Annotated in this window: 19 protein-coding genes and 2 pseudogenes; 12 read left to right on the top strand and 9 right to left on the bottom strand. The window is 62.2% G+C overall.

The features are described 5' to 3' along the window. Positions 1 to 19: 19 nt before the first annotated feature. A complete protein-coding gene (locus P0204_RS01845) occupies positions 20 to 1,900 on the bottom strand; it encodes a sensor histidine kinase (RefSeq protein ID WP_276221213.1) in 1,881 nt (626 codons plus the stop codon). Positions 1,901 to 2,038: 138 nt separating this feature from the next. Here P0204_RS01845 and P0204_RS01840 point away from each other — a divergent pair, with 138 nt between their 5' ends. The 8 genes from P0204_RS01840 (at position 2,039) to P0204_RS01805 (ending at position 11,322) form a co-directional block, all read left to right on the top strand. Continuing rightward, positions 2,039 to 2,365 carry a ribbon-helix-helix protein gene (locus tag P0204_RS01840; RefSeq protein WP_276221212.1) on the top strand — a complete coding sequence of 109 codons (327 nt, stop codon included), beginning with the start codon at positions 2,039 to 2,041 and terminating at the stop codon, positions 2,363 to 2,365. 91 nt (positions 2,366 to 2,456) lie between these two features. Next, a complete protein-coding gene (locus tag P0204_RS01835; protein ID WP_276221211.1) occupies positions 2,457 to 4,256 on the top strand; it encodes a DUF7408 domain-containing protein in 1,800 nt (599 codons plus the stop codon). Next, complete coding sequence (locus P0204_RS01830; RefSeq protein WP_276221210.1) at positions 4,256 to 6,607, top strand: vWA domain-containing protein; 2,352 nt, start codon at positions 4,256 to 4,258, stop codon at positions 6,605 to 6,607. The genes P0204_RS01835 and P0204_RS01830 overlap by 1 nt, the downstream gene beginning before the upstream one ends. Further along, the gene (locus tag P0204_RS01825) at positions 6,604 to 7,239 is read left to right on the top strand and encodes a hypothetical protein (protein ID WP_276221209.1); all 636 of its coding nucleotides are present in this window, start codon (positions 6,604 to 6,606) and stop codon (positions 7,237 to 7,239) included. Before P0204_RS01830 ends, P0204_RS01825 begins: the two co-directional genes overlap by 4 nt. Then, positions 7,229 to 8,080 (top strand): DUF7502 family protein, encoded by an 852-nt coding sequence (locus tag P0204_RS01820; RefSeq protein ID WP_276221208.1) that lies wholly within the window; start codon positions 7,229 to 7,231, stop codon positions 8,078 to 8,080. Before P0204_RS01825 ends, P0204_RS01820 begins: the two co-directional genes overlap by 11 nt. Further along, positions 8,073 to 9,026 (top strand): AAA family ATPase, encoded by a 954-nt coding sequence (locus P0204_RS01815; RefSeq protein WP_276221207.1) that lies wholly within the window; start codon positions 8,073 to 8,075, stop codon positions 9,024 to 9,026. Before P0204_RS01820 ends, P0204_RS01815 begins: the two co-directional genes overlap by 8 nt. After that, the gene (locus tag P0204_RS01810) at positions 9,023 to 9,880 is read left to right on the top strand and encodes a DUF58 domain-containing protein (protein ID WP_276221206.1); all 858 of its coding nucleotides are present in this window, start codon (positions 9,023 to 9,025) and stop codon (positions 9,878 to 9,880) included. The genes P0204_RS01815 and P0204_RS01810 overlap by 4 nt, the downstream gene beginning before the upstream one ends. Before the next feature lie 188 nt (positions 9,881 to 10,068). After that, positions 10,069 to 11,322: an AI-2E family transporter gene (locus tag P0204_RS01805; protein WP_276221205.1), complete on the top strand. Its 1,254-nt coding sequence runs from the start codon at positions 10,069 to 10,071 to the stop codon at positions 11,320 to 11,322. Here the strand turns inward: P0204_RS01805 and P0204_RS01800 are convergent, their stop codons facing one another. After that, positions 11,323 to 12,186, bottom strand: a complete 864-nt coding sequence (locus P0204_RS01800) for a DUF2250 domain-containing protein (protein ID WP_276221204.1) — start codon at positions 12,184 to 12,186, stop codon at positions 11,323 to 11,325. It abuts the gene before it with no gap. Positions 12,187 to 12,238: 52 nt separating this feature from the next. Continuing rightward, on the bottom strand, positions 12,239 to 12,940 hold the full coding sequence (locus P0204_RS01795) for a YqjF family protein (RefSeq protein ID WP_276221203.1): 702 nt from the start codon (positions 12,938 to 12,940) through the stop codon (positions 12,239 to 12,241). A 570-nt stretch (positions 12,941 to 13,510) separates the two neighbouring features. On the opposite strand from P0204_RS01795, the gene P0204_RS01790 reads away from it, so the two are divergent. Further along, positions 13,511 to 14,716, top strand: coding sequence for an ABC transporter substrate-binding protein (locus P0204_RS01790; RefSeq protein WP_276221202.1), 1,206 nt, complete (start codon positions 13,511 to 13,513; stop codon positions 14,714 to 14,716). Positions 14,717 to 14,727: 11 nt separating this feature from the next. Here P0204_RS01790 and P0204_RS01785 read toward each other — a convergent pair whose 3' ends face one another. Further along, positions 14,728 to 15,615 carry an NAD(P)/FAD-dependent oxidoreductase gene (locus tag P0204_RS01785; protein WP_276221201.1) on the bottom strand — a complete coding sequence of 296 codons (888 nt, stop codon included), beginning with the start codon at positions 15,613 to 15,615 and terminating at the stop codon, positions 14,728 to 14,730. Positions 15,616 to 15,669: 54 nt separating this feature from the next. On the opposite strand from P0204_RS01785, the pseudogene P0204_RS21040 reads away from it, so the two are divergent. Next, positions 15,670 to 17,260, top strand: a pseudogene (locus tag P0204_RS21040) (transposase). Positions 17,261 to 17,519: 259 nt separating this feature from the next. Here the strand turns inward: P0204_RS21040 and P0204_RS01770 are convergent. The 5 genes from P0204_RS01770 to P0204_RS01750 form a co-directional block, all read right to left on the bottom strand. Next, positions 17,520 to 18,554, bottom strand: coding sequence for a tyrosine-type recombinase/integrase (locus P0204_RS01770; protein ID WP_276221200.1), 1,035 nt, complete (start codon positions 18,552 to 18,554; stop codon positions 17,520 to 17,522). After that, a complete protein-coding gene (locus P0204_RS01765) occupies positions 18,551 to 18,970 on the bottom strand; it encodes a DUF5805 domain-containing protein (RefSeq protein WP_276221199.1) in 420 nt (139 codons plus the stop codon). The genes P0204_RS01770 and P0204_RS01765 overlap by 4 nt, the downstream gene beginning before the upstream one ends. A gap of 393 nt (positions 18,971 to 19,363) precedes the next feature. Beyond that, positions 19,364 to 19,897 carry a hypothetical protein gene (locus tag P0204_RS01760; RefSeq protein WP_276221198.1) on the bottom strand — a complete coding sequence of 178 codons (534 nt, stop codon included), beginning with the start codon at positions 19,895 to 19,897 and terminating at the stop codon, positions 19,364 to 19,366. After that, positions 19,894 to 20,613, bottom strand: a complete 720-nt coding sequence (locus P0204_RS01755; RefSeq protein ID WP_276221197.1) for a hypothetical protein — start codon at positions 20,611 to 20,613, stop codon at positions 19,894 to 19,896. The genes P0204_RS01760 and P0204_RS01755 overlap by 4 nt, the downstream gene beginning before the upstream one ends. Further along, positions 20,606 to 20,899, bottom strand: a complete 294-nt coding sequence (locus P0204_RS01750; RefSeq protein WP_276221196.1) for a winged helix-turn-helix domain-containing protein — start codon at positions 20,897 to 20,899, stop codon at positions 20,606 to 20,608. Before P0204_RS01750 ends, P0204_RS01755 begins: the two co-directional genes overlap by 8 nt. Positions 20,900 to 21,208: 309 nt before the next feature. Here P0204_RS01750 and P0204_RS01745 point away from each other — a divergent pair. Both P0204_RS01745 and P0204_RS01740 read left to right on the top strand, forming a co-directional pair. Continuing rightward, positions 21,209 to 21,388, top strand: a pseudogene (locus P0204_RS01745) (winged helix-turn-helix domain-containing protein); the annotation flags it as partial. 6 nt (positions 21,389 to 21,394) lie between these two features. After that, complete coding sequence (locus P0204_RS01740; RefSeq protein ID WP_276223323.1) at positions 21,395 to 21,541, top strand: hypothetical protein; 147 nt, start codon at positions 21,395 to 21,397, stop codon at positions 21,539 to 21,541. The last annotated feature ends 2 nt before the right edge of the window (positions 21,542 to 21,543 follow it).

Genomic DNA, 21,543 nt, shown 5'->3' with positions numbered 1-21,543 from the left:
CGGGGCTTGTGTGTGGCGGTCAGTCGTCGGCCGCGAGTTCGACCCACTCGAACTCGCTGTCGTACCAGTCGGGGTCGTCCTCGTCGAAGACGTCGTCGAAGACGAACATCGCGCCGTCCTCGTAGGTCGTATCGACGTAGAGGCGCCACCCGTGGGCCTCGGCGATGGTCTTGACGATCGAGAGCCCGATCCCGGTCCCCTCGTCGCTGGTCGTCCGGCCGTACTCGAAGAGGTCGTCGACGGCCTCGCCTGGGATACCAGGGCCGTCGTCGACGACGCTGAACCCCCCAGCGGTCAGACGGACCTCGACCGAGACTGCCGGTCCGACGTGGTCGATCGCGTTCCGGAAGAGGTTCTCGAAGGCTCGCAGGAGCCGCGTCCGGTCGGCCTCGAAGGTCCGCGTGCCGGTGACCGAAAGCGTCGCGTCCTTGCTGTCGATGTTCGCCCACGCCTCGCGAGCGACCTGTTCGAGTTCGACCGGTGCCGTCTCCTCGACGCTTTCACCTTCCCGGGTCAGCGTGAGCACGTCCTGAATGATCGAGTCGATCCGGTCGTGGGCGTCCTCGATCGTGTCGACGTGTTCGAGTAGTTCCGCCGGGTCGTCGGAGTCGTCGTCGAACCCGTCGAGACGGGCCGAGAGCAACTCGACGTGTCCGCGGGCGACCGCAAGCGGGTTCCGGAGGTCGTGGCTCAGTGTCGAGGCGAACTGGTCGAGGCGGTCGTTCTGGCGCTCCATCTCCTGGCGCGACTGTTCGGCCTCCTCCCGGGCTTCGCGTGCCTCCCGGATCTGTCCCCGAAGCGCGTCCCGCATGTTACCGAAGGCGGTGTAGAGCCGGCCGATCTCGTCTGTCCGAGCCGTCGAGAGATCGACGTCGAGTGTCCCCGCTTCCATCGCTTCGATCCGTTGTCGGAGCGTTACCAGCGGCGTGACTGTCTGTCGGCCGAGGACGACCGCCACGGCACTCAGCGAAACGACGCTGGTGAAGATGACCACGACGATACTGTGTCTGATCGTCCTGCTCGCCCGGAACAGCTCCGATCGCTCGACTGTAGTCACGGCGATCCAGTCCACCCCGTCGATCGGTGCGTAGGCGTACACACGATCCGCGGTCTGTGCGGTCGACGGACGGGTCCCCGAACCGTCCGGAAGCCCTGGTCCCGGATCGTACTCCGACGCTGCCAGGCCCGGTCCCAGCACGGGTGACCCCGAGTCGTCGATGATCGTCGTGGTGAACGCCGCTCGCTGATCGTCGAACGAGGGCAGGTCGTCGGAGAAGACGCTGACGACGACCAGGACGCCGTCGCCACCGGTAACCGGACTCGCGAACGCCATCTCGGGGTCGTCCCGCGTCCGATACGACGTGTTCGACAGGACGACAGCGTCGGGATCGTCGGCTGACTGGGCTCGCCGGACGGTGTCCGCGAGTGTGGTATCGATCATCCTGGTCGACTGCCCCTCGAACCGGTCGACCGTACTCGCGGCGATCACGTCAGATGGACCCGACGTATCGACGTAGTGGAGTTGTACCTGGCGCTCGGCTGTCGGGGCCGGGACGCGCTCGATGTATGTGTCGATCTGTGCTGTCGTCCCGTTCTCGTAGACTCCCGACACCGAGAACGCGCGTGCCTGTGTTCGCATGTTCGAATGCCACTCGTCGACCGCCTCGGCGCGGAGTTGGGCGCTCGATTGCAGGTTCTCGGTTGCCGTCGCCTGGGACGTATCACGAACCTGTAGATAGCTGGCTGTTCCGACCAGCGCGACGAGGAGGATGACGACGACCAGCGAGAGCGTGAACTTCGCGGCGTAGCTCCGCCGTACTGCTTCGGGAACGACCGGATCGACAACAGCGGTCGCTGACGAGGGTGCCTCCTGATCCTGACCGCCGTCTGGTCCTGTCATACTCGCCGGCCCGACAACAACACTTGATAATCCCAGCCGACTTGCAATAATGTTGCGGTACACCAACGAACCACACGGCTAGCCGAGAGTCGCCCGGCGAGACACAAGGTGTTTGGCCGTTCCCCCGAACGGTACGATATGACGCTTGAGGACCTACAGGACGATATCGAATCGGCACACAGCGAACACGGCGAGAGGCTCACAGTCGATACCGACCGGCAGACGCGCCACGAACTCGCGATGCTCGTCGCCGCACTCGATCCCGAAGACACCGACGAACTCGTCCGGACTGCGATCCATACGTACTTCCAGTCGATCGTCGACAGAGGGACCCTCGACTTTCATCTCCGGTCGGGCTACGACTGTACCTACGACGAGTATCTCTCGGGGATGACCTACGATCAGATGGCGGGCAACCAGTTTCCCCAACAGCAGGACAACGACGACCGTCGGTATCAGTTCTGAGAGAGGCCCTCTCAAAACGCGACTGAAGTAAACCCCGCCTTTATCTATTCGCCCGCAGAAAATCCGGTGAGTACGCCGCTCCCCTGAGACGATGCAACTCGCCGACGCGTTCCAGACTCCGACCGGTCTCGTTGCCCTCCTCGCACTGGTCCCGCTGGTCGTCCTCTATCTGATCAAGCCGGACCCGCGTGAGCTACGGCTACCGACGCTGCAGTTCCTTGCTGCCGACGAGGGGGACGGCGGGGCGACTCCCGTCCTCGAACGACTCACCCGGAACCTGCTGTTCCTGTTGCAGGTGCTCGTGATCGTCGTGCTCGCGCTCTCACTGGCGTCGCCGACGGCATCGATCGCCCAGGAGCGCTCGGCGGCCTCGACGGTCGTCGTGCTCGACGCGAGCGCCAGCATGGCGACCGACACCGGCAGTGGGACGCGGTTTACCGCTGCCAGAGCCGCCGCCAGCGACGCGCTGGGGACGGAGACGACACTGATCGTCACCGGCGCGGAGACGACGACCGTCGTCGACGATGCGCCGGCCCAGCGGGCCGAAGAAGCGATCGCGACACTGTCGGTGACCGACGGACCGGGCGACCTCCGGAGCGCGATCTCGCGGGCCGGTTCGACCGTCGGTCCCGACAGCCGTGTCGTCGTCCTGAGTGACTTCGTCGACGAGAGCAGTTGGCGGTCGGCGGTTCGGGCGACCCGCGCTCGCGGTGCGACCGTCGAACTCCGGCAGTTCGACGGCGGCGGTGGTGACAACGTCGGCTTCGTCGCCCGGGACGTCACCGAGCAGCGAGTCACGCTGACCGCGGCGAACTTCGGGACGGCGACGGCCGAGCGGACGGTCAGTTTCGCCGGGCAGTCGGCGTCGATCAGCCCGGCACCTGGCGACGCCGAGTCCGTCTCGTTCCCGCTCCCGACCGACGGTGCGACCGCCGAACTCTCCGGTGACGACGACTTCCCGACCGACGACACCGTCCCGGTCGCGGCACCGTCGACCCCGACGGTCGACGTCCTCTTACTGACGAACGACCCCAACCGGTATCTCGTGACCGCCCTGGAGGTCAACGACGCGGTCTCGCTGACCGTCAAGCGACCGCCGACGACGGTCAACGACGCCTACGACGTGTTCGTCTTCGGCGACGTGCGGGCGGACGCGGTCCTCGACAGCACGATCGAATCCGCCCGAAGCACGGCAGCCAACGGCGGCGGTGTCGCGATCGTCGCCCAACCGGACGTGGGACAGGTCGGCTACGGCGACCTGCTGGCGATCGATCCCGATGGAGTCCGCGAGGACCCACAGTTGGGCTCGATCACTCGCCACCCCGTGACCGAAGGGTTCGACTTCCCGGTGCCGGAGCAGTACGTCAGCGGGAACGCCAGCGACGCGCAGTCGCTGGTCACCTTCGACGACGGCTCGCCGCTGCTGGCCGTCGGGAACCGCGGTGCGGGTCGGGTGTTGTACTACGGCTATCTCTCGGACGGTTCGGCGTTCGAGGACGGGTACCGATATCCGGTGTTCTGGAAACGCGCCGTCTTCTTCCTGGCCGACCGGCCACAGGCGGCGACGCTGAACCGACAGACCGGACAACGCCTCACGCTGGGTGCGAACGCGACGATCACCCGTCCGGACGGGAGCGCGGTCACTGGCAACACCCTGCTCGATACACAGGGCTACTACGCCGCCGGGGGGCAGCGCTACAGTGCGGCGTTGCTCTCACAGGCCGAATCGAACGTCACGGCACCGTCGATCGAGGACATCGCCACCGAGACCGGGGACGGCGAGACGACCACGCAGCAACAGTCGGTCGATCTCACGCCGATCGCCGTCGCGCTGGCCGCACTCCTCCTCCTCGCGGAACTGGCCTTCCTCCGCCGTCGAGGTGATCTCTGATGGCGGTCGAGTTCGTCGTCGAGGGGACGACTGTCGGCTTCGAGCGCCCGCTGGTGCTTGTCGGGATCGTCGTCGGGCTCCTCGGGGTGGCAGCGCTCGTCCTCCGGCCGGGCGTCGGGTCGGTCTCCCGTCGGAAGCGCGGACTGCTCTTCGCCAGCCGTGCGCTCGTTGTCACGCTCCTCGTCGTCGGCGCGGCCGGCCCCTACACCGTCGCGACGGAGACGACGACCGCCGACCCACACGTGACGCTGCTGGCCGACCGCTCGGCGAGCATGGGCGTCGGCGACGATCCGACCGGCCGGCTGGCGACGGCGATCGAGCAGCGCGGCGTCTCCGTGAGGACCCGGAGCGTCGGTGACACGACCGCCTCGCCCGTCGGCGACGCCGTCGCGTCGTCGCTGTCCCCGAACGGGACCGTCGTCGTCGTCTCGGACGGGCGAGTGACCGACGGACAGTCCCTGGACGCGGCCGCCGAACTGGCGACCCAGGTCAACGCGACCGTCAGCGCCATCCAACCCGAGGCGACCGAGACCGAGCGGTACGTCACCGTCAACGGTCCCTCGAAGATCAGCACCGGCGTCGAGAACACGTATCTCGTCGCCGTCGACGGCGTCAACCTCAACGACAGTGAGGCGACGCTGACGCTCTCGATCGACGGGTCCGAAGTCGAGTCACGGACCGTCACCGACGCGACGACCTTCGAGTTCAGCCAAACGTTCAACGAGACCGGCAGCCACCGAATCACCGCGCGTCTGGACGGCGAGGACCGATACGAGCAGAACAACGTCTTCCGGAAGTCCGTGCGTGTGGTCGAACAGCCCCGAGTCCTCTACGTCTCGCGGGGATCGTATCCGCTGTCGTCGTATCTCTCCTCGCTGTACTCCGTCGACAGAGCCGAATCTATCCCCGACGACCTCTCGCAGTACTACGCCGTGGTCGTCCAGGACATGGCAGGGCCGGATCTGGGCAACCAGACCGCACTCCAGCAGTCCGTCGTCGACGGGACGGGACTGGTCGTCGTCGGCGGACCGAACGCCTACGAACACGGCGGCTACAGCGACGCGGTGATCGGCGACCTCGTCCCGGTCCGGCAGGGTGATCCGGGGAGTCGCTCCTCGATCGTCATCGTCGTCGACATCTCGGCGAGTGCTCAAGAGGGGCTGGCAGTCCAACAGCGGCTCGCACTGGACGTCCTCGACCAACTCGGCGACGAGAACCAGGTCGGCATCGTCGCGTTCAACACCCGTCCGTACGCTATCGCGGAACCACGACCGCTCGGCGGGAACCGGCCGTACCTCGAAGACCGGATCCGGCGGCTCCAGACGACCGGCAGCACACGCATCGCGTCGGGACTCGACGGCGGGGGCGAGATGCTCGGCGACGGTGGCGGGACGGTTATCCTACTGAGTGACGGTCGGGACAAGCGTGGCGGTGCTGTCTCCGCCGCACAGGAACTCGGTAGCCAGGGGACCGAAGTGGTCGCCATCGGCGTCGGTGAGCGCCGAAACGAGACGTTGCTGCGTGAGATCGCCGACGCAAGCGGCGGGACCTATCTCCAGGCCGACCAGACGAGTCGTTTGCGCCTGCGCTACGGTGGCCCGGATCGTCGATACCAGGGGTCACAGCTCACCGTCGTCGACGGGAGCCACTTCATCACCGACGGTGTGCAGTTTACGGCCGCACCGGGACAGGCACACGAGGTCACGGTCAAGGACCGGGGTCAGTTCCTGGTTGCCAGCGCCAGCGGCCGGCCGGCGATCTCGGCCTGGAACTACGGGCTGGGTCGGGTCGTCTCGATCACGGCCTACGGACCCGATGGCACACTCGGTGGTCTGCTCTCCCGGCCGGACTCGCTAGCGACGACGAAGTCCGTCAACTGGGCGATCGGCGATCCACAGCGACTGGCAACCGGGGTCACGGACGTGCCCGATACCCGTATCGGGAGCACGACGACGGTCCAGTATCGCGGCCAGAGCAAGCCGACCGGGGCAAACGTTACGTTCGCCGCAACCGGAACGGACCGCTACCAGGGGACGATCGTGCCGACCGAGCAGGGGTATCACTCGGTCCTGGGTGCCGAGTACGCCGTGAACTACCCCACGGAGTACGCCGGGTTCGGCCCGTCGCCCGCGCTCCGATCGGCGACCGAGACGACCGGCGGGCGGCTGTTCGACGCCAGTTCGGCCGCCGAGATCGCGCAGTTCGCTCGGGAACAGGCGACCCGGCCCCGGACCGTCCGGACGGACTGGTCGTGGCTCCCGCTCGCGGCCGCACTCGTCCTGTTCGTCCTGGAAGTCTCGATCCGGCGGCTCGACGAGATCTACGCGTGGAGCGGAGGGACATCCTCATGAGTTACATCGGACGCACACTGAACCTCGGCCTGATCTTCGTCACGATCCTGGCGACGGCCAGCGTCGGGGCCACGACACTGTACTACCAAGAGTCGGTCTCGGAGGTAACGGAGCAAAACGACAGGCTTCGTGCCCAGAACCAGGAGCTTCGGGGAGAACTGGAAGCGACTCGGTCGAACGTCACGACGCTCCGGGGGAAGATCCAGCGGATCAACCAGAGCCTCGAGACCCGTCAGCGTGACCTCCAGTCGCTGACGACCCAACTCAACCGGACAGAGCAGAACCTGACACAGACGAGACAGGAACTGCGCGAGTCACAGGACCGGGCACAACAACTCCAGTTGCGGGTTCGAAACCTCGAATCGAGTCTCGACCGCGCGGAGGACCGCAACGAGGAACTACAGGAGGAACGGGATCGGCTCGAACGGATCAACGAGGACCTCAACGAGACGAACGAGGAACTCCGCAGCGAGCGGGAAACGCTCCGCCGTGAGAACGGACGCCTCGAAGACGAGGTCCAGTCGCTGGAGGACAACGTCAGTGACCTCCGACGGGAGAACCAAGTCCTCGAAGCACAGATCGAAGATCTCGAAGACCAACTCGAGGAGGCCCGACAGGACGATGGGAGCTGAACGCGACGAGGTCGAAGCGGCACTGGCGGCAGTCCACCGCGAGCGGTACAAAGCCACGCTCGTGACCGCCGTCGCCGACGCGGTCGTGACACTTCTGGTCGTCAACCTCGTGTTCTCGATCCTCGAAATCGACGCGCTGCCGGCGGCGATCGGGCCGGTCGCGACTTCGACGGCGGTCGGTATCGCGGCTGCCCTCCTCGTTCTCCTGTTCGGGACGATCGTCCACGCCCGACGGTTCTCGCTCGAAAAGTTCGAGGCGGCCAACCCGACCCTCGAAGCCGCAGTCCGAACCGCCAGAGACGTCCTCGCCGACGAGAACGACGGGACGATGGCCCGGCTACTGTACGGGGATCTGGTCGAACGACTCGGCGAGGCATCGAGCCAGCAACTCCTTCGGACACGATGGCTCGCCGTCAGACTGGTCGTCGTGCTGGTGATCAGTCTGGTGACGCTCCAGGTCGCCGTCGCCGGCATCAGTGTCAATCCGATCGCAGCAGGCGGCGCGACGAACGGCGACGGCGGTGCCGGCGAGCGTCCCGCGTCGGGCGGCTCCCCGGAGCCACAGACACCGGGCGACGAGGGGCTCCAGTCCGGCGACGAGGTGCTCGGCGACCCACAGGACGTCCCGGAGGGGAGCGATCCCATCGAATCGAACGTCTCCGGTGGCCCTGGCGGCGACGGCGAGCGGAGCCCGGCGAGTTACGACCGCCAGGGGCTGACTGCCGGCGACGAAGGAATCGAGACCCAACGCGGCGGGTTCGACGATCCGGGAGAGGTCGAGGACGCGGACCTCATCCGCGAGTACACACTGCGCGTCACGAGGAACGATACAGATGAATGATACCGATATGGACGAAACAGACGTACAGGAAATCCAGCAGTCCCTCCAGATGCTCCGTCGGGAGGTCGGGAAGCGAATCGTCGGCCAGAAACCCGTCATCGAACAGCTACTCGCTTGCCTACTCTGTGATGGCAACGCGCTGTTGGAGTCGACGCCAGGGCTGGGGAAGACGCTCCTGATCCGGACAGTCGCCGACGCGACCGCGCTGGATTTCTCCCGCGTGCAGAACACTCCGGATCTGATGCCCTCTGACATCACCGGGACGGAAGTCATCAGCGAGACCAGTGAGGGGACACAGTTCCGTTTCGACCCGGGACCGATCTTCGCGAACGTCGTCCTCGCCGACGAGATCAACCGGGCGACACCCAAGACCCAGGCGGCACTGCTCGAAGCGATGCAGGAAGGACAGGTGACTGCCGGCGGGAACACCTACGAACTGCCCGAACCGTTCTTCGTGCTGGCGACACAGAACCCCATCGAGCAGGAAGGGACCTACCCCCTGCCCGAAGCACAGCGGGACCGGTTCCTGTTGAAGATCCTGCTGGACTACCCCGACCGCGAGGAGGAACTCGACATCGTCAACCGGTACACGCGGGGGGCGACGGAGACGATCCCCGTCGATCGGGTCCTCGACGACGGCGATTTCACCCGGGCACAGCGGCTCGTCCGCCAGATGCCCATCGCCGACGATATCACCGCACGGGCGGTCGAACTGGTCCGGGCGACCCGTCACGACCAGCGCCTGGAGTACGGTGCTAGCCCGCGTGCGAGCATGGGGATCGTCCTGGCGGCGAAGGCCAAAGCGTTCCTGGAGGGGCGCTCGCACGTCGTCGAGGGCGACATCGAGGCGATGGCCCGCCCGGTGTTGCGCCACCGTATCATCGTCGACTTCACGGCCGAACGAGACGGTATCACGCCCGACGACGTCGTCGCCGACTTGCTATGATCTCGCCGTCCTTTCTCGACGAACTCGACCGGTTCCGGGGATCGATCGACCGGCTGGCAAACGCCAGACAGCGTGGCGAGCAACGATCGACGGTGCTGGGCGAGGGGCTGACCTTCAGCGACTACCGCAACTACGTCCCCGGCGACGACACCCGGCTGGTCGACTGGAAACTCTACGGCCGGACAGGGGAGTTGTACATCAAGCAGTTCGAGTCAGAACGTAACTTGACCGTCCACGTCCTGCTGGACGCCAGCGAGTCGATGGCCGCCGGCGAGGGCGACCTGAACAAGTTCGAGTACGCGGCGAAACTGGGGCTGGGGTTCTGTTCGCTGGCCGCCGGCGAACACAACGAGTTCCGGTTTTCGCTGCTGGGTGAGACCTTCGAGCGACTCGATACCGGCGCGTCGAACCAGGGCGCCGTGCTCGGGTTGATCGACCGCCTGAACGCGATCGAGCCTGCGGGCGAGACGGATTTCGCCGCGGCGCTGTCGGAGTACGCCGGGACGATCAACTCCCGCTCGCTCGTCCTGGTCGCGAGTGACTTCCTGGCCGACGCGGAGGCGGTCGCCGAGGGACTCGACGCGGTGGCGGACAACTATCTGGTGCTCGCCCACGTCCACTCACCGGACGAACGGGACCCGCCGACCTCGGGTGAGACGATCTTCAAAGGGATGGAGCGCCCACAGACGATCCGGACCTACTTCGGTGCCCGACAGCGCCGCACCTACCAGGAGCGCCTAGAAGCACATCTCGAGGAGATCGCCGAGGCCGCACGACGCCGCCGGGCCAAACACGCGGAAGTAACTACGGACGAGGAGTTCTTCGATGCGTTCGCACGAACGTGGATCGGTTGAGAAGCAGTATCTGAGCCGAACACAAAACTGATTACGAGCTACTCACACCCCCATACTGGGGGCACCTGGTTGTGGCATAGTGCGCCAGGGTCCCCGTCTCGATACGATTGCAGAGCGGCGGCACTGGGCGGATCGGTGACTGTCACTGTCGGGACAGCTTTTTGTCCGCCGGTGTGGAACCCGGAGTCATGGCATCGTACGACGTGGACGTCAACTGGCCACGCGCCTTCTGGATCGGCTTCGGCGTGTTGTTGGCGGCCGCCCTCCTCTTCGTCGCCTACTCGTTCGTCGGTACCTTCGTCTTCGGGGTGTTCCTCTACTACGCGACACGCCCCCTGTTCCGGCGGGTGTATCGACACGTCAAGCAGCGGACGCTCGCGGCAATGCTCTCGCTGTTCCTGCTCGCACTCCCGGTCCTGATACTCCTGTATTACACGATCGCGATCGCGCTCCAGGAGTTCGAGCGGTTCAGCCAGAACGTCGATCTCGGACCCTACGAGAACGTCCTCGATCCGTATATCGACGTCTCGACAGTGGTCCAGAACCCCCAGTCGCTCATCAGCGGCGCCGCCAGCACGGACGCGGTGATCGAGACGCTCTCGCAGTTCATGGGCTTTCTGGGCCTGATCGGGACGGGACTCGTCCACACGTTCGTCATGTTCGCGTTCGCGTTCTACATGCTCCGGGACGGCTCCCGTCTGGCCGAATGGGGAAAGGATCTGATCGACCACCACGGCGTCCTGGACCGGTATTTCCGCGAGGTCGACCGGAGCTTCCACCGTGTGTTCTACGGGAACATCCTGAACGCGATCGTGACGGGAGCGATCGGCGCGATCACGTTCAGTCTGGTCGATGTCGTCGCCCCAGGGGGACTCGCAGTGCCGTATCCAGCCTTGACAGGACTCCTGGCGGGCATCGCCAGCCTCATCCCGATCATCGGAATGAAGATCGTCTACATCCCGATCACTGGCTATCTCGGGGTCCAGACGGCGTTCAACGGGCAGGAATGGTGGTTCGTGGTCCTCTTCTTCGCGACGGCGTTCCTGGTCGTCGACACGATCCCGGACCTGCTCGTCCGCCCGTACGTCTCCAGCGGAGGGTCGGTCTCGTTCGGCCTGTTCGGGTCCAGCGAGAGCGAGTCAGCCAGTACGCCACAGCCGGCACTGCATACGGGAACGCTGATGTTCGCGTACATCTTCGGCCCGTTCCTGTTCGGGTGGTACGGCATCTTCCTGGCTCCGATGCTGTTGGTCCTGATCTTTCACTTCGCTCGCTTCGTCCTCCCGGAGTTGGTCAACGGATCGACGATCGAACCCTACGCTGTCGACCCGTCGATGGCCGCCAATCACGAGCCGGCCGTCGGGGAGTCCGATTCTCCGGGGACCGAGCCCTCGGCCGACGTGAGCGACGACGAACCGGCCGGTGATCCGACTCCGGAGTGATCAGTCGTCGAGTTCCCGGAGGAGTTCCTCGGCCGTATCCGTCGTAACGTAGTAGGTGTGTTTGCGGTGTGTCTCGTCTTTCGGTTTGAGCTTTCGCTCGGTCCCTTTGATGATACTCCCTTCGTAGGTCGTGACGAGTCCGACCTGGCGGAGCGCGCGATAGAGGTGCCGGACGTACTCGAACTCCATCCCGAGTTCCTCGGCAGTCATCCGTGGGTAGTCCGGCCCGCCCCGGGCGAGGCGGTGCGCGATCGTCCGGCCGTCGGGGAGGTGTCTGAGGACGTTCTGTCTCCCCTCGCGTTCGCGGAGAAAGCGAAGCAGGTGATCGCCCTCCCGTGACAACCTGTAGTACGTGTGATGTTGGCGTACTTCGTCCGCCTGTTTCGCTTTCACGCGCCGCTGTTTGACCGTGCCTGATTCGACTCGTTCGAGCAACCCGGCAGTCGTCAGCTCGTCACAGAGCCGTTCGACCGCTTTTCGCTCGGCGTCCAGGTGGCCGGCCATCGAACGTGGGTAGTTCCCCTCGACGGTATCGAGGTGATAACAGATGAGATACGCGACCGGGTCCGCCGGCATGGGGGTGAGTTGTCCGACGACCGCCTGCTGACGCTCGAAGTCGGCTTCGAGTTCCTTCGCCCGTTCGTATCGCTGCTGTGCGTTTTCGGCGGCGTCGGCGTCCAGATCCAGCGTCACTTCGATATCGTCGCCCTGTGGTGTCTCCAAAGTGATCGGGAGCGTGCCGTCCTCCCAGTGGTCCCCCGACTCGTGGCGGGCCTGGTCGAGTTCGTCACGCACCCGCTGGAGACGGGTCATGATGGTGTCCGCTTCCGTCCGCAAGCGCTCGATCTCCGTCCGAGAGACCATCGTCGACCGATACCGCTGTCTTCGGTTTCAACCTGTTGCCGTCACCCACGTACTACGGCTGTCCTGATGCTCGCTCGGACCGCGACGCGACGACATCCAGTCCCGGACTGTAGTAGTACGTCGGCTCACCGTCGGGCCGGTCGAAGCCGTCCGCGGACAACAGTGTGTCCCGCTCGATGTCCGCGGCTGCCGGATACAGCGTCCACGGTTCGTGGTCGACATCGGTGTACCTGATCGTTCCGTCGGGGGCCTCCGTGTAGAACCGATATCGCTCGACGAGAAACTCGGCGAACGCGTCGTCGGGAGCGGCGAACGGCTCACCAGTCGGCCAGTACGACCCTTCGTAGTGTGCAGGCCGCGCCCCCGGGTGGAGCCGGCGACTGGAGAACTGGACTCGCCCGTCGGCCAACGCCAACGAGATACGCGCGTAAAAATAGGGCAGGTGATGGAACAGTCGCGCCCCCACGACACTTGTTATCCCCTGGGCATCCAAACTGAAGAAGTAGACACTGGGTGTCCCGTCCCTGGTGACGTAGGTCCTGACGTTGAGTTCCGGCAGTCGGACGCCGAACCGCGCCGGGACACCTTTGGGGCGAACAGCGACGTTGGTGAACGGAACGACCGAGAGCCATGCGGACCCATCAAACACGTCCGGTTCCAATCCGTCGGGAAGGTGTGCGTCCATGACGGCTGGATCAATCGGCCAGTTCTCGAACAACAGATGCCGCCACCCCATTTCCAGTGGTACGACCATAGGTTGTCTGCGAGACACGAACAGAAGGCCGTTGCGGACGTTCACGCAGCACACGGTGGGCTTCGCTGTCCCGCATTGAGTACGGGTGTCTTATTCGGACACAACCTCGGAGGATGGTTCTGATGTGTGCCTTCTATCGCTGCTTCTATTCGGTGAATAATGTCAATCGACGTCTTTCGAGTGTCGTTCCTCAACCGGCAGCACAGTCCTGAGTTGGTCAACCACGGTCGGATCATTACCCCGGCAGCTCCATCGCCTCTGCTTTGTGTGTCTCCGGTTTGAGCACACTCTGCAAGAACCACAGGAGAGTCACGTAGGACTCGTGCTGGTCTGTCGCTCGCTCGCGCCTGAGTCCGTGAGCGTCGCCCCTTCGAACGCACGTACGTATTATTCGACAACAATCAAGTATCGTGTAAGAGTATCCTGTTTACGAGATTTGAAGCATATGACGAATTAGGTTCGACTCTTGATGATGAGTCCGTCTACGTCGAGATAGAGAATCCGCTCGCCACAGCTTTTAGGTTGGCCTAAATCAGCAAGGTTAAGTACAATTAGTCTGGCCTAAAAACCATGGCCGACAATAACGGCTCACAGAAGGTACCGACGCGGCGAGATGTCCTCAAGTACGGCGGCGCTGTTGGAGGTAGCGGATTGCTCGCGGGTTGTGCCGGTGTATTTGGAGCTGATACCGAATCCACCCCGACAGAAACATCAACCGAAGAATCTACTGACACTTCTGAAGAGACCTCTACTCCAGAGTCAACTAGCTATTCAGTGACGATGGAGCCGATGGGCGAGGTACAGTTCGAGTCAGTTCCTGAAACGTGGGCGCCGTATAGCGGCGATTACGCTGATATGGCCGTCGCGCTCGGACAGGCTGACGGAATCACAGGGATCGGCGGCGCAGACCGCTACTACACTTACCTCTACGACGAGCTCAACGGCGTGAGCATCGACCGGGAGGTCATCGAGTCCAACCCCGAGGTCCGGACCAAGGAGCAGTTCTACGAACTGGACAGCGACGTGCACCTCTACGACCCACAGATGCTGGTCAACTGGTTCGACTGGGACCAGTCCGACGTAGAGGAGATCAGCGAGAACGTGGGTCCGTTCTTTGCAAATCTGATCTTCCGGCGGGAAGACGGCTGGCACGACTACCGTTACTACACGCTGTACGAGGCCTTCGAGAAGGTTGCGGAGATGTTCCAGGAGCAGGAGCGCTACCGCGCTTTCGCGGAGCTCCACGAAGAGTTCATCAGCGACATCCAGAAGCAGCTCCCGCCGGCCGGCGAACGGCCGCGCGTAATGCTACTATACAAGCAGACTCAAGAAGCCGATACGTTCTCACCTTACCGGCTCAATGATATGGGAACGAGCAAGAAGCAATGGCACGATCTCGGGGTCTCCGACGCGATTACGGGGACCGGCATCGAGGGGATCAGCACCACGGATCGGGGCGAACTCGACTACGAGACGCTGCTCGAAATCGACCCCGAAGCGCTCCTCATCCGTGGCTACGGGCGGATGTCCGTCTCCGAGTTCCGGGATACCGTACTCCAGAAGTTCCGTGACCACCCCATCGGGAGCGAGCTGACGGCGGTCCAGAACGGCCGCGTCTACCGCGGCGGGTTCCTCTATCAGGGCCCGATCCACAATCTCTTCCTGACCGAGCGGGCAGCCAAACAGATGTACCCCGACGTGTTCGGCGACGTGACTAGCGACAACGAGCTGTTCGACCGGCAGCGGGTCGCGGACATCGTCAACGGGGAGTTCTAAACCTCCAACAATCAATATTCGTCCATCTCGGCCTCGATTTCCGCGGCGCGGTCGAGCACCGCATCGTCGTCAAGGTGTTCTACGAGACGCCGATGGCCTCGCCGACGCCGCTCGCGCTGTTCTCCCGGAGCGATCGCTTGCTCCACCTTCCGCTCGACGTACTGTGACCGTAGCTCTTCGAAACGTGCTTCGGAGAGGTCGGCGTCTTCGACCCGTTCTGGGAACTCGTTCCGGACGTGCTCCTCCCAATCACCGTTGATGATAGACCCTTCAACGAACACCCAGTCAGTGTAGTGAGCTGCGAGGTCTTCGGGCAAACCCTCGTCGCGTCGCACGTCATGGATCAGCCCGAGCGCAGTCTCGCCCGCTTGTCCGGCGGCGACCACGACTTGGTCCTCAGCCGTCCCGAGTCGGCCAGCGAAATAGAGTCCATCTACTGATGTTCGACCGTAGCGTTTGTGCCCTTCCCAATTGATATCCACCTCCCCATCGGCTCCCAGAAATTCTCCCTCGTCGAGTGTTTCGAGCCACTCTCGTCCGTACTTCGCCGCCGCGACGAGCGATTTAGTCGCATACTCATCTCCCGTTTCAGTTTCAATACGAAAGCCGTCTGCTGTCTGGGCTGCTGACACGGCCTTCTCACGCGTTATCTCACAACCGGCACGCTCGGCCTGTGCGTGCGAAAGTTTATGGAATGTTGGTATATCGATTCCAGCAGGGAAGCCGGGGAAGTTCTCCAGATGTGCGATCCGGCCCAGCGATGACCGACCGCGATCCAGAATTAGCGTGGAGAGCCCGTATCGACTCGTAAAAACACCAACTGTAACCCCTCCGACCCCACCGCCAACAATGACAACGTCGTATTCCTCCGTGACTGCTGTTCGGGACTCGTTTGTCATAGACGGGATTAGGCAAGCCTAAAAACTAAAACTCACCGATTTACTGTTTATGATATGCCCAGTGAATGTCCTCGGAGCCGTTATGTCTGTGAGGCGTTTCAAATCGGTATTAGCATTCGGAAGGGGGTGGAAGGTACCGATCTCGTCACAGCGTTCGAGAATGTAGACCACTCGATTGATGCTATCGAGGATGGGTATCCAGCGTAGCATCCTGCTCCACTCTCCTTTCGCGGGCTGGTTCTCGCGTTCGTTTTCATGGAGATTACGGGGGAGTCGTACGCCGAGTTCGCACGACGACTGACCCGGTAATCGGAAGTGGCAACGACCTTCGGGTTTAGTCGAGTGCCCGACGAATCAGCGTTCTCGCGGGCGTGGCGGAATCGATTCGACGACGCTGTACGAGTGTGTCCAGACGGCAGCTCACTTCGTCGTCAAAGAGGTCCACGATTTCGACATCCCTGCGCCCGAAGTGCGCCCCAAGGCAGAGATCGTCGACGAGCCTCCAGTAGAGGAGGATTCAGTAGAAGAAGAGTCGTTCTCGCAGGACGAGATTGTTCAGACGACGCGACTCGCGCGAGATCACGCTTTTGGATACTTCGAGTCTGGCCGGGCCGCGAACGCATCCTACACGGACACGCGGTTCTTTGAGTTACAGACATTCATGTGGATGGTTAGGTGCGGCACCGTACAAGGTGCTGCGCGGTTCCAGTATCGGCGTAGTGAGGACTACGGCCCGCATGGCGATACCCACCTCCGCGCTGTCAAACAGTTCGCTTCCGAGGGACTCGTGGATGGATTCAATGAGACGACGGATTGCTTGCTCTCGGTCATCGCCTCCAAAGCGTCCTTCCGGCGGCCTGTTACTGCCGCCATCGATATGACGACCGTTCCCTACTACGGGGATGTCCAAGAGATGCCGATGGTGAGCGGCACAAAGACAGTGAGGGACGGGCGTTCAAGTTTGCGACCCTCTCGATCATCGGGCCGAACATCCCGCTCGTCCTCACAGTTGAGCCGGTGCGAGAGAGCCCGGCGTGGGATGAGAACCCGCCGAACCAGATTCATCGTACTGTACGGCGACTCGTTCGACGCGCGAAAGAACACGTCCCCATCGAGACGGTCCTCTGCGACCGCGAGTTCGACTCAATACAGGTGTTCCAAACCCTCTCGACTCTCGACGTGAACTACCTTATTCCAAAACGTATCACCAGTACTGAACGTGAGGTGATTGAGCAGATGGAAGAGGATGATCAGGAGGTGGCTGTTGAACCGGTCTCCGTTCACGTCGAGGCGGGGTCGCATCCCATGCGGTTTCTGTACGTGCCGTCGACGAGTGGCGAGGGAACGACCGTCTTCGCGACGAATCTCCGAGTAGGACCGGATGAAGCCGAGACGTTCTGTCGCCGCTACAGCCGCCGCTGGCAGATCGAAAACGAATTAACACGACTTCCTCGCGAAGACCTCCTCGAAAGACTACCCCGTCCGGCTGTTCTACTTCGTGTTCGCCGTACTCCTCTACAATATCTGGCGACTCACGGACTACCTGCTGAAAGCGGGTGTCGATGGCGAAATGGACTATGCGCCGATCCTGACCGCGGGTGAGTGTGTCGAGATCGTCGTTTCGGCATTGATCCCGCCCGACTGAGTGACCGATTCTCCACCGCGGTCGCCGCTTGGGAGTGGCGACGCTCTGTAGGAGCACCAAAATCCGCGCAATTTCCCATGCTCGCCCGATTATCTCGTTCTGAATGAACAGGAATCGAGCGATTCGTTGGGAAATAGACCACGAACCGGCGGAGATTCGACTCGAAGCTGGCCTATCCTCCGAAGTTGTGTTCGGACGAGGGGGTCGATTGGGTATAGCGATATATGGTTTACGAGTCCGAAGCCCGTCACCAGTATTATCAGGTTACTGAATATATATGGGTCGAATATACGTCGCGAACACGTGATCCCCACTCGTGTGTGTACGTATCGATGACATCCTGTGCGACATCTCCACGGAGATACTTCACGATCCCTCTGTCGCCGGTCCGATCACGGAGGTGTGTCGTGAAGAAGTGTCGGAAGTAGTGTGGTGTAACGTTCACTTCGGCTCCACCCCCAGACTCGTACCAGCCACGTTCCCGTGCGTGGGTCTCGACGATGTGATGGACCATATCCGGCGTGAGACGCTCACCCCAGCTGTCGACCGTCGAGACGAACAGCGGATCAGCGTCGGACTGCGTATCGGGACGAATCGCCAACCAGTGGCGTAACACGGTCGCAAGTTCACCGTCAACCGGTATCGTCGTATCGCGTTTTCGCTTGTTCGATGCGGACCGTTCTTCCCCGTTGACCACTGCCCCGCGGGTCGGTTCCGAGTCGACATACAGCGAGTTCGGGCGTCCGTCGATAGCAGCCCGGACCGGAACGGCCGGCCGTGGCCCCGATCGATCGAGATGGAGGTCCTGGAGGTCCAGATTACAGAGTTCACCGGCCCGTATCCCGGTCTTGAGCAACGTCACGACGACAGCGCGGTCGAGTGGGTGTCCAATATCGGCGACGAACGAACGCATGGACTGAATATCTATCTCCCGGCGTGTCGGATCGGTGTTGATAGATTCGTCCATCTCTTCCATGACGAGAGCCATCGGATTCGAATCGAACACACCCACCTGTGCCATATAGTCGAAAAACCGGTGCAGATAGGACGCGTAGGTCGCAACAGTGCTTTCTCCGAGGTCCCGCCGAAGTCCATGGACGTACGCCAGACAGTCCCTGTGTGCTGCATCGCTGATCGAACCCCCTTCGAGAGACGTCTCGAAGTCCCGCAACACCCGTTCGTAGAACGCACGAGTTCGTTCGCTTTTCCCATGGAACGTGATATCGTCGAGGAAGTACGCGATCGGATCGTCGGTGGCCTGTGGATCGGCCGAGTGGCTCCGTTCGGAACTCATGTGTCGATCACGTACCCGCCGTTGCGGCCACTGTGGGTCACGGTGCCCTCGGCTTGCAGTTCCTGAAGCGCGTCTTCGAGTCGGTCTTCAAGGCCATTTGTCAACTCATCGACGAGGTCATCCCAGTTGTAATACTCCCCGTCGGCTAAAACATCCTGGACACGGGTCTTCACCCCGTTGACCCCTGGGGTAGCATCGGGAGAACCGGACTGCTCGCTCGGTTCGGTCGCACTGCTCGCGGACGTGTCGTCTTCGGACGGTTCGAAGCCACTCCGGCCTGCCTGGACCATCGTGCGAACGAACTCGCTCTGACTCATGCCAAGTTCGTCGGCGTGGTCCTGCCAGCGTTGTTTCTGATATGCTGGGACGTACGTGCGAACGGAGGTCCGTTCAGTGTCTCCACGTTCGTCTGCCATACGATAGTCGTCACCCGGCGCACATATCAAACTATCCCTAGGTACACCGATAAAGAGCCTTATTTGGAAACCTCGACTCATATTCCGTCGTCTTTGCAGTGTCAAGCTCACAGTTCTTAGGGGTCATGTCGTGCTTACAGGTCATTTTCACAAATATACGGGTTCCTGTCGGCGTACTGGTATAGGAGGGCCAAACCACGGGCGAGTTCGTGCTTGGTGATCCGGTCCTTTCCGGTCGGCTCGGCTCCGGTAGCTTCTCGATAGGCTCGCAAAACTCCTTTCCGCTCAAGCTGAAATGCGAGCCAGTCGGCTTGGTGTTCGAGCGGCCACCGTCGCCACCCAGTCGGGAGCGACGGCGGCTCGTGTTTCCCTCGGATCGATCCGTGTCCGGGCTCATTGTTTCACCTCGTTACCTTCGGTGAGGTCGGAACCCTGAACGCCATTTGAGTGGACTGTAACAGTGATGCAGGTGCCACAGTGGTTACAGTTGCCTCGTGGCAAGTCGACAGTTGTAGCCATCTCACAGTCAGGGCAACCAAGATACACGTCTCTCCATTCGGGGGAGACATGGCCACCATCTAGCTGGTAGCTGTTTGCTTCGTGGCAAACCTGGTTCTCCAGAGCTTCGGAAGGATCGATGTCCTGAACGAATATCCGCCGAAGTGGGTCGCTATCTTCACATTGCGGGCAGTACTGTTGTGCGGTTAATCGACCCTCGCCGTCAACGTAGCTCACCTGAAGATCGGTGGGGAAATGCTTGCCACAGTTCTCACAACTCACTTCTACTCGAACGTTTTCGAGAACACTCCCCAGAGTCTCGGACTTCGGGTGTTCGCTGAGGTAGTGGCTCAGTGCCTCGGAAAGCGGCTTATCGGCCGATGAGAGGGTTGAACCACACTCCAAACAGAAGTTTCCCGACGGGCTCATAGGTCGGCACACTCCTGACAGACGCCAGTATCCCACTCGATTGCCCCTTCCAGTTCGTCCCCACAGAGGACACAGTGCTGGTATTCTCTGTCGGGCTCTGTACTCGTAAACCCTGTATCGCTATACGTTTCCGTCCCCCCGTCGGTGACAAGTCGGCCACCGGATTCGTCGGGAGAGAAGTGTTCTGATTCGACGTAACCACGAGGTGTCAAGGGAGTTCCGTCGACAAAGGTGGCGAGTGCGTAGGCCCACACCTCGCCAGAAATATCCTCGCGTTCTCCTCTCGGTGCTTTCGCCATCCAGTCCGTCACTTCCCCAGCAAGGCCACAGAGGAACGAGAGCGGGTAGTTACCACCACCGTCGGTGACGAGCCGGCCGTCGGGCTCGTCGTGGGACGGGATAGGGCACGACTCGGCTCGGTGTTCGCAGGTGGTACCGTCTCGACACTCGGCACCGCAGAGTTCGGGGCCGGGGTCCTGCTCGAAATGGTCGGTGTCATAGTCACTCGGCGAATCGGCGACAGCGACGGGCGTCACACCCCGCAGGCGGTTACACCGGACGCAGGTTTGGGCTCCTGTGCCGGGCCGAGTGTCGGAGACGTCCCGGTTTCCACAGTCGGGACACCGGAGAACGAACTTCTCGGGATCGTGCCGGTCGACAGTGTAGCCGGCGGGCAGCTGTGGCTCGGCGGTCGACCGGGTGGCCGTCCTACTCATCGTCGCCCTCCCGGCTGCGTTCGTCGAGAAACGTAATCACGGCCTCGCCGGCGTCGGTGAGCCCGTAGATACGCCCCTTCTTGCGGTCCTCGGAGACGAGAAGTTCCACAATCTCGGCGTCTCGCATCTCCTGAAGCGCCCGCGAGACATGAGAAATGTCGTGAGGCGTACCGTCTGCGATCTCCGAGGGAGTCGCCGGCCCGTGGGCGAGTTCACGGACGGCGGATTCTCGGAAACTGCTGGACTTCACAACCGACACGTTGTCAAAATCAACGTCGGCGCTCATCGGCTGACGCCTCCGATCACCGCATTCTTTTGACCGCTCGATGCGAACCGTCGAGTCCGGGCCTGCATACGGCCCGGCGAGTTGGTTCCGTTCATTATCCGTTCCGGAACCACCTTTCTCGGGTCTGCGTCCTAGCGCAGGCCCGCCAACACCCGAGTAGCAGCCTCGGGTATAGTGGTAAGTTGGTGGTTCCTAATCCTACTGTAGATACGCTATTTCATAAATGCAACGATGAGCCTATTTCAGAACAACATATTGATTTAGAGATTATCCAAGCAAGTATGAAACAACGCTGAGTTTATAGGACAAATGCGGCGCTCGGGATCTTGGATGACCATATGGGATGACAGAATTCTCGAATACCTACGAGAGAACGGACCTACAGCAGTTGGAGAGATAACCAAATCTCTCGATACCTCAAAATCTACTGTCTCTCGTCGGTGTAACAAGCTCACAGAACACGGGCTAACTCGTGCCGTAGGGAATGGTGTCTACATGATCGAGGAGCGGGGAGAACTCTATCTTGATGAGGAGATCAGCACCTACGAGGACGAACCCGACGAGATACCGGAGGTGGACGATTCGACCGAACCGCCAAGCACGGAGGAACCCGACGGTCCCAACGGAGTAGGTAACTCGTGAGG

The organism is Haloarcula halophila (assembly GCF_029278565.1).
Classification (GTDB): Archaea; Halobacteriota; Halobacteria; order Halobacteriales; family Haloarculaceae; genus Haloarcula; species Haloarcula halophila.
The sequence above is the reverse complement of the archived record's forward strand: the minus strand, read 5'-3'. Positions and strand labels throughout refer to the sequence as shown.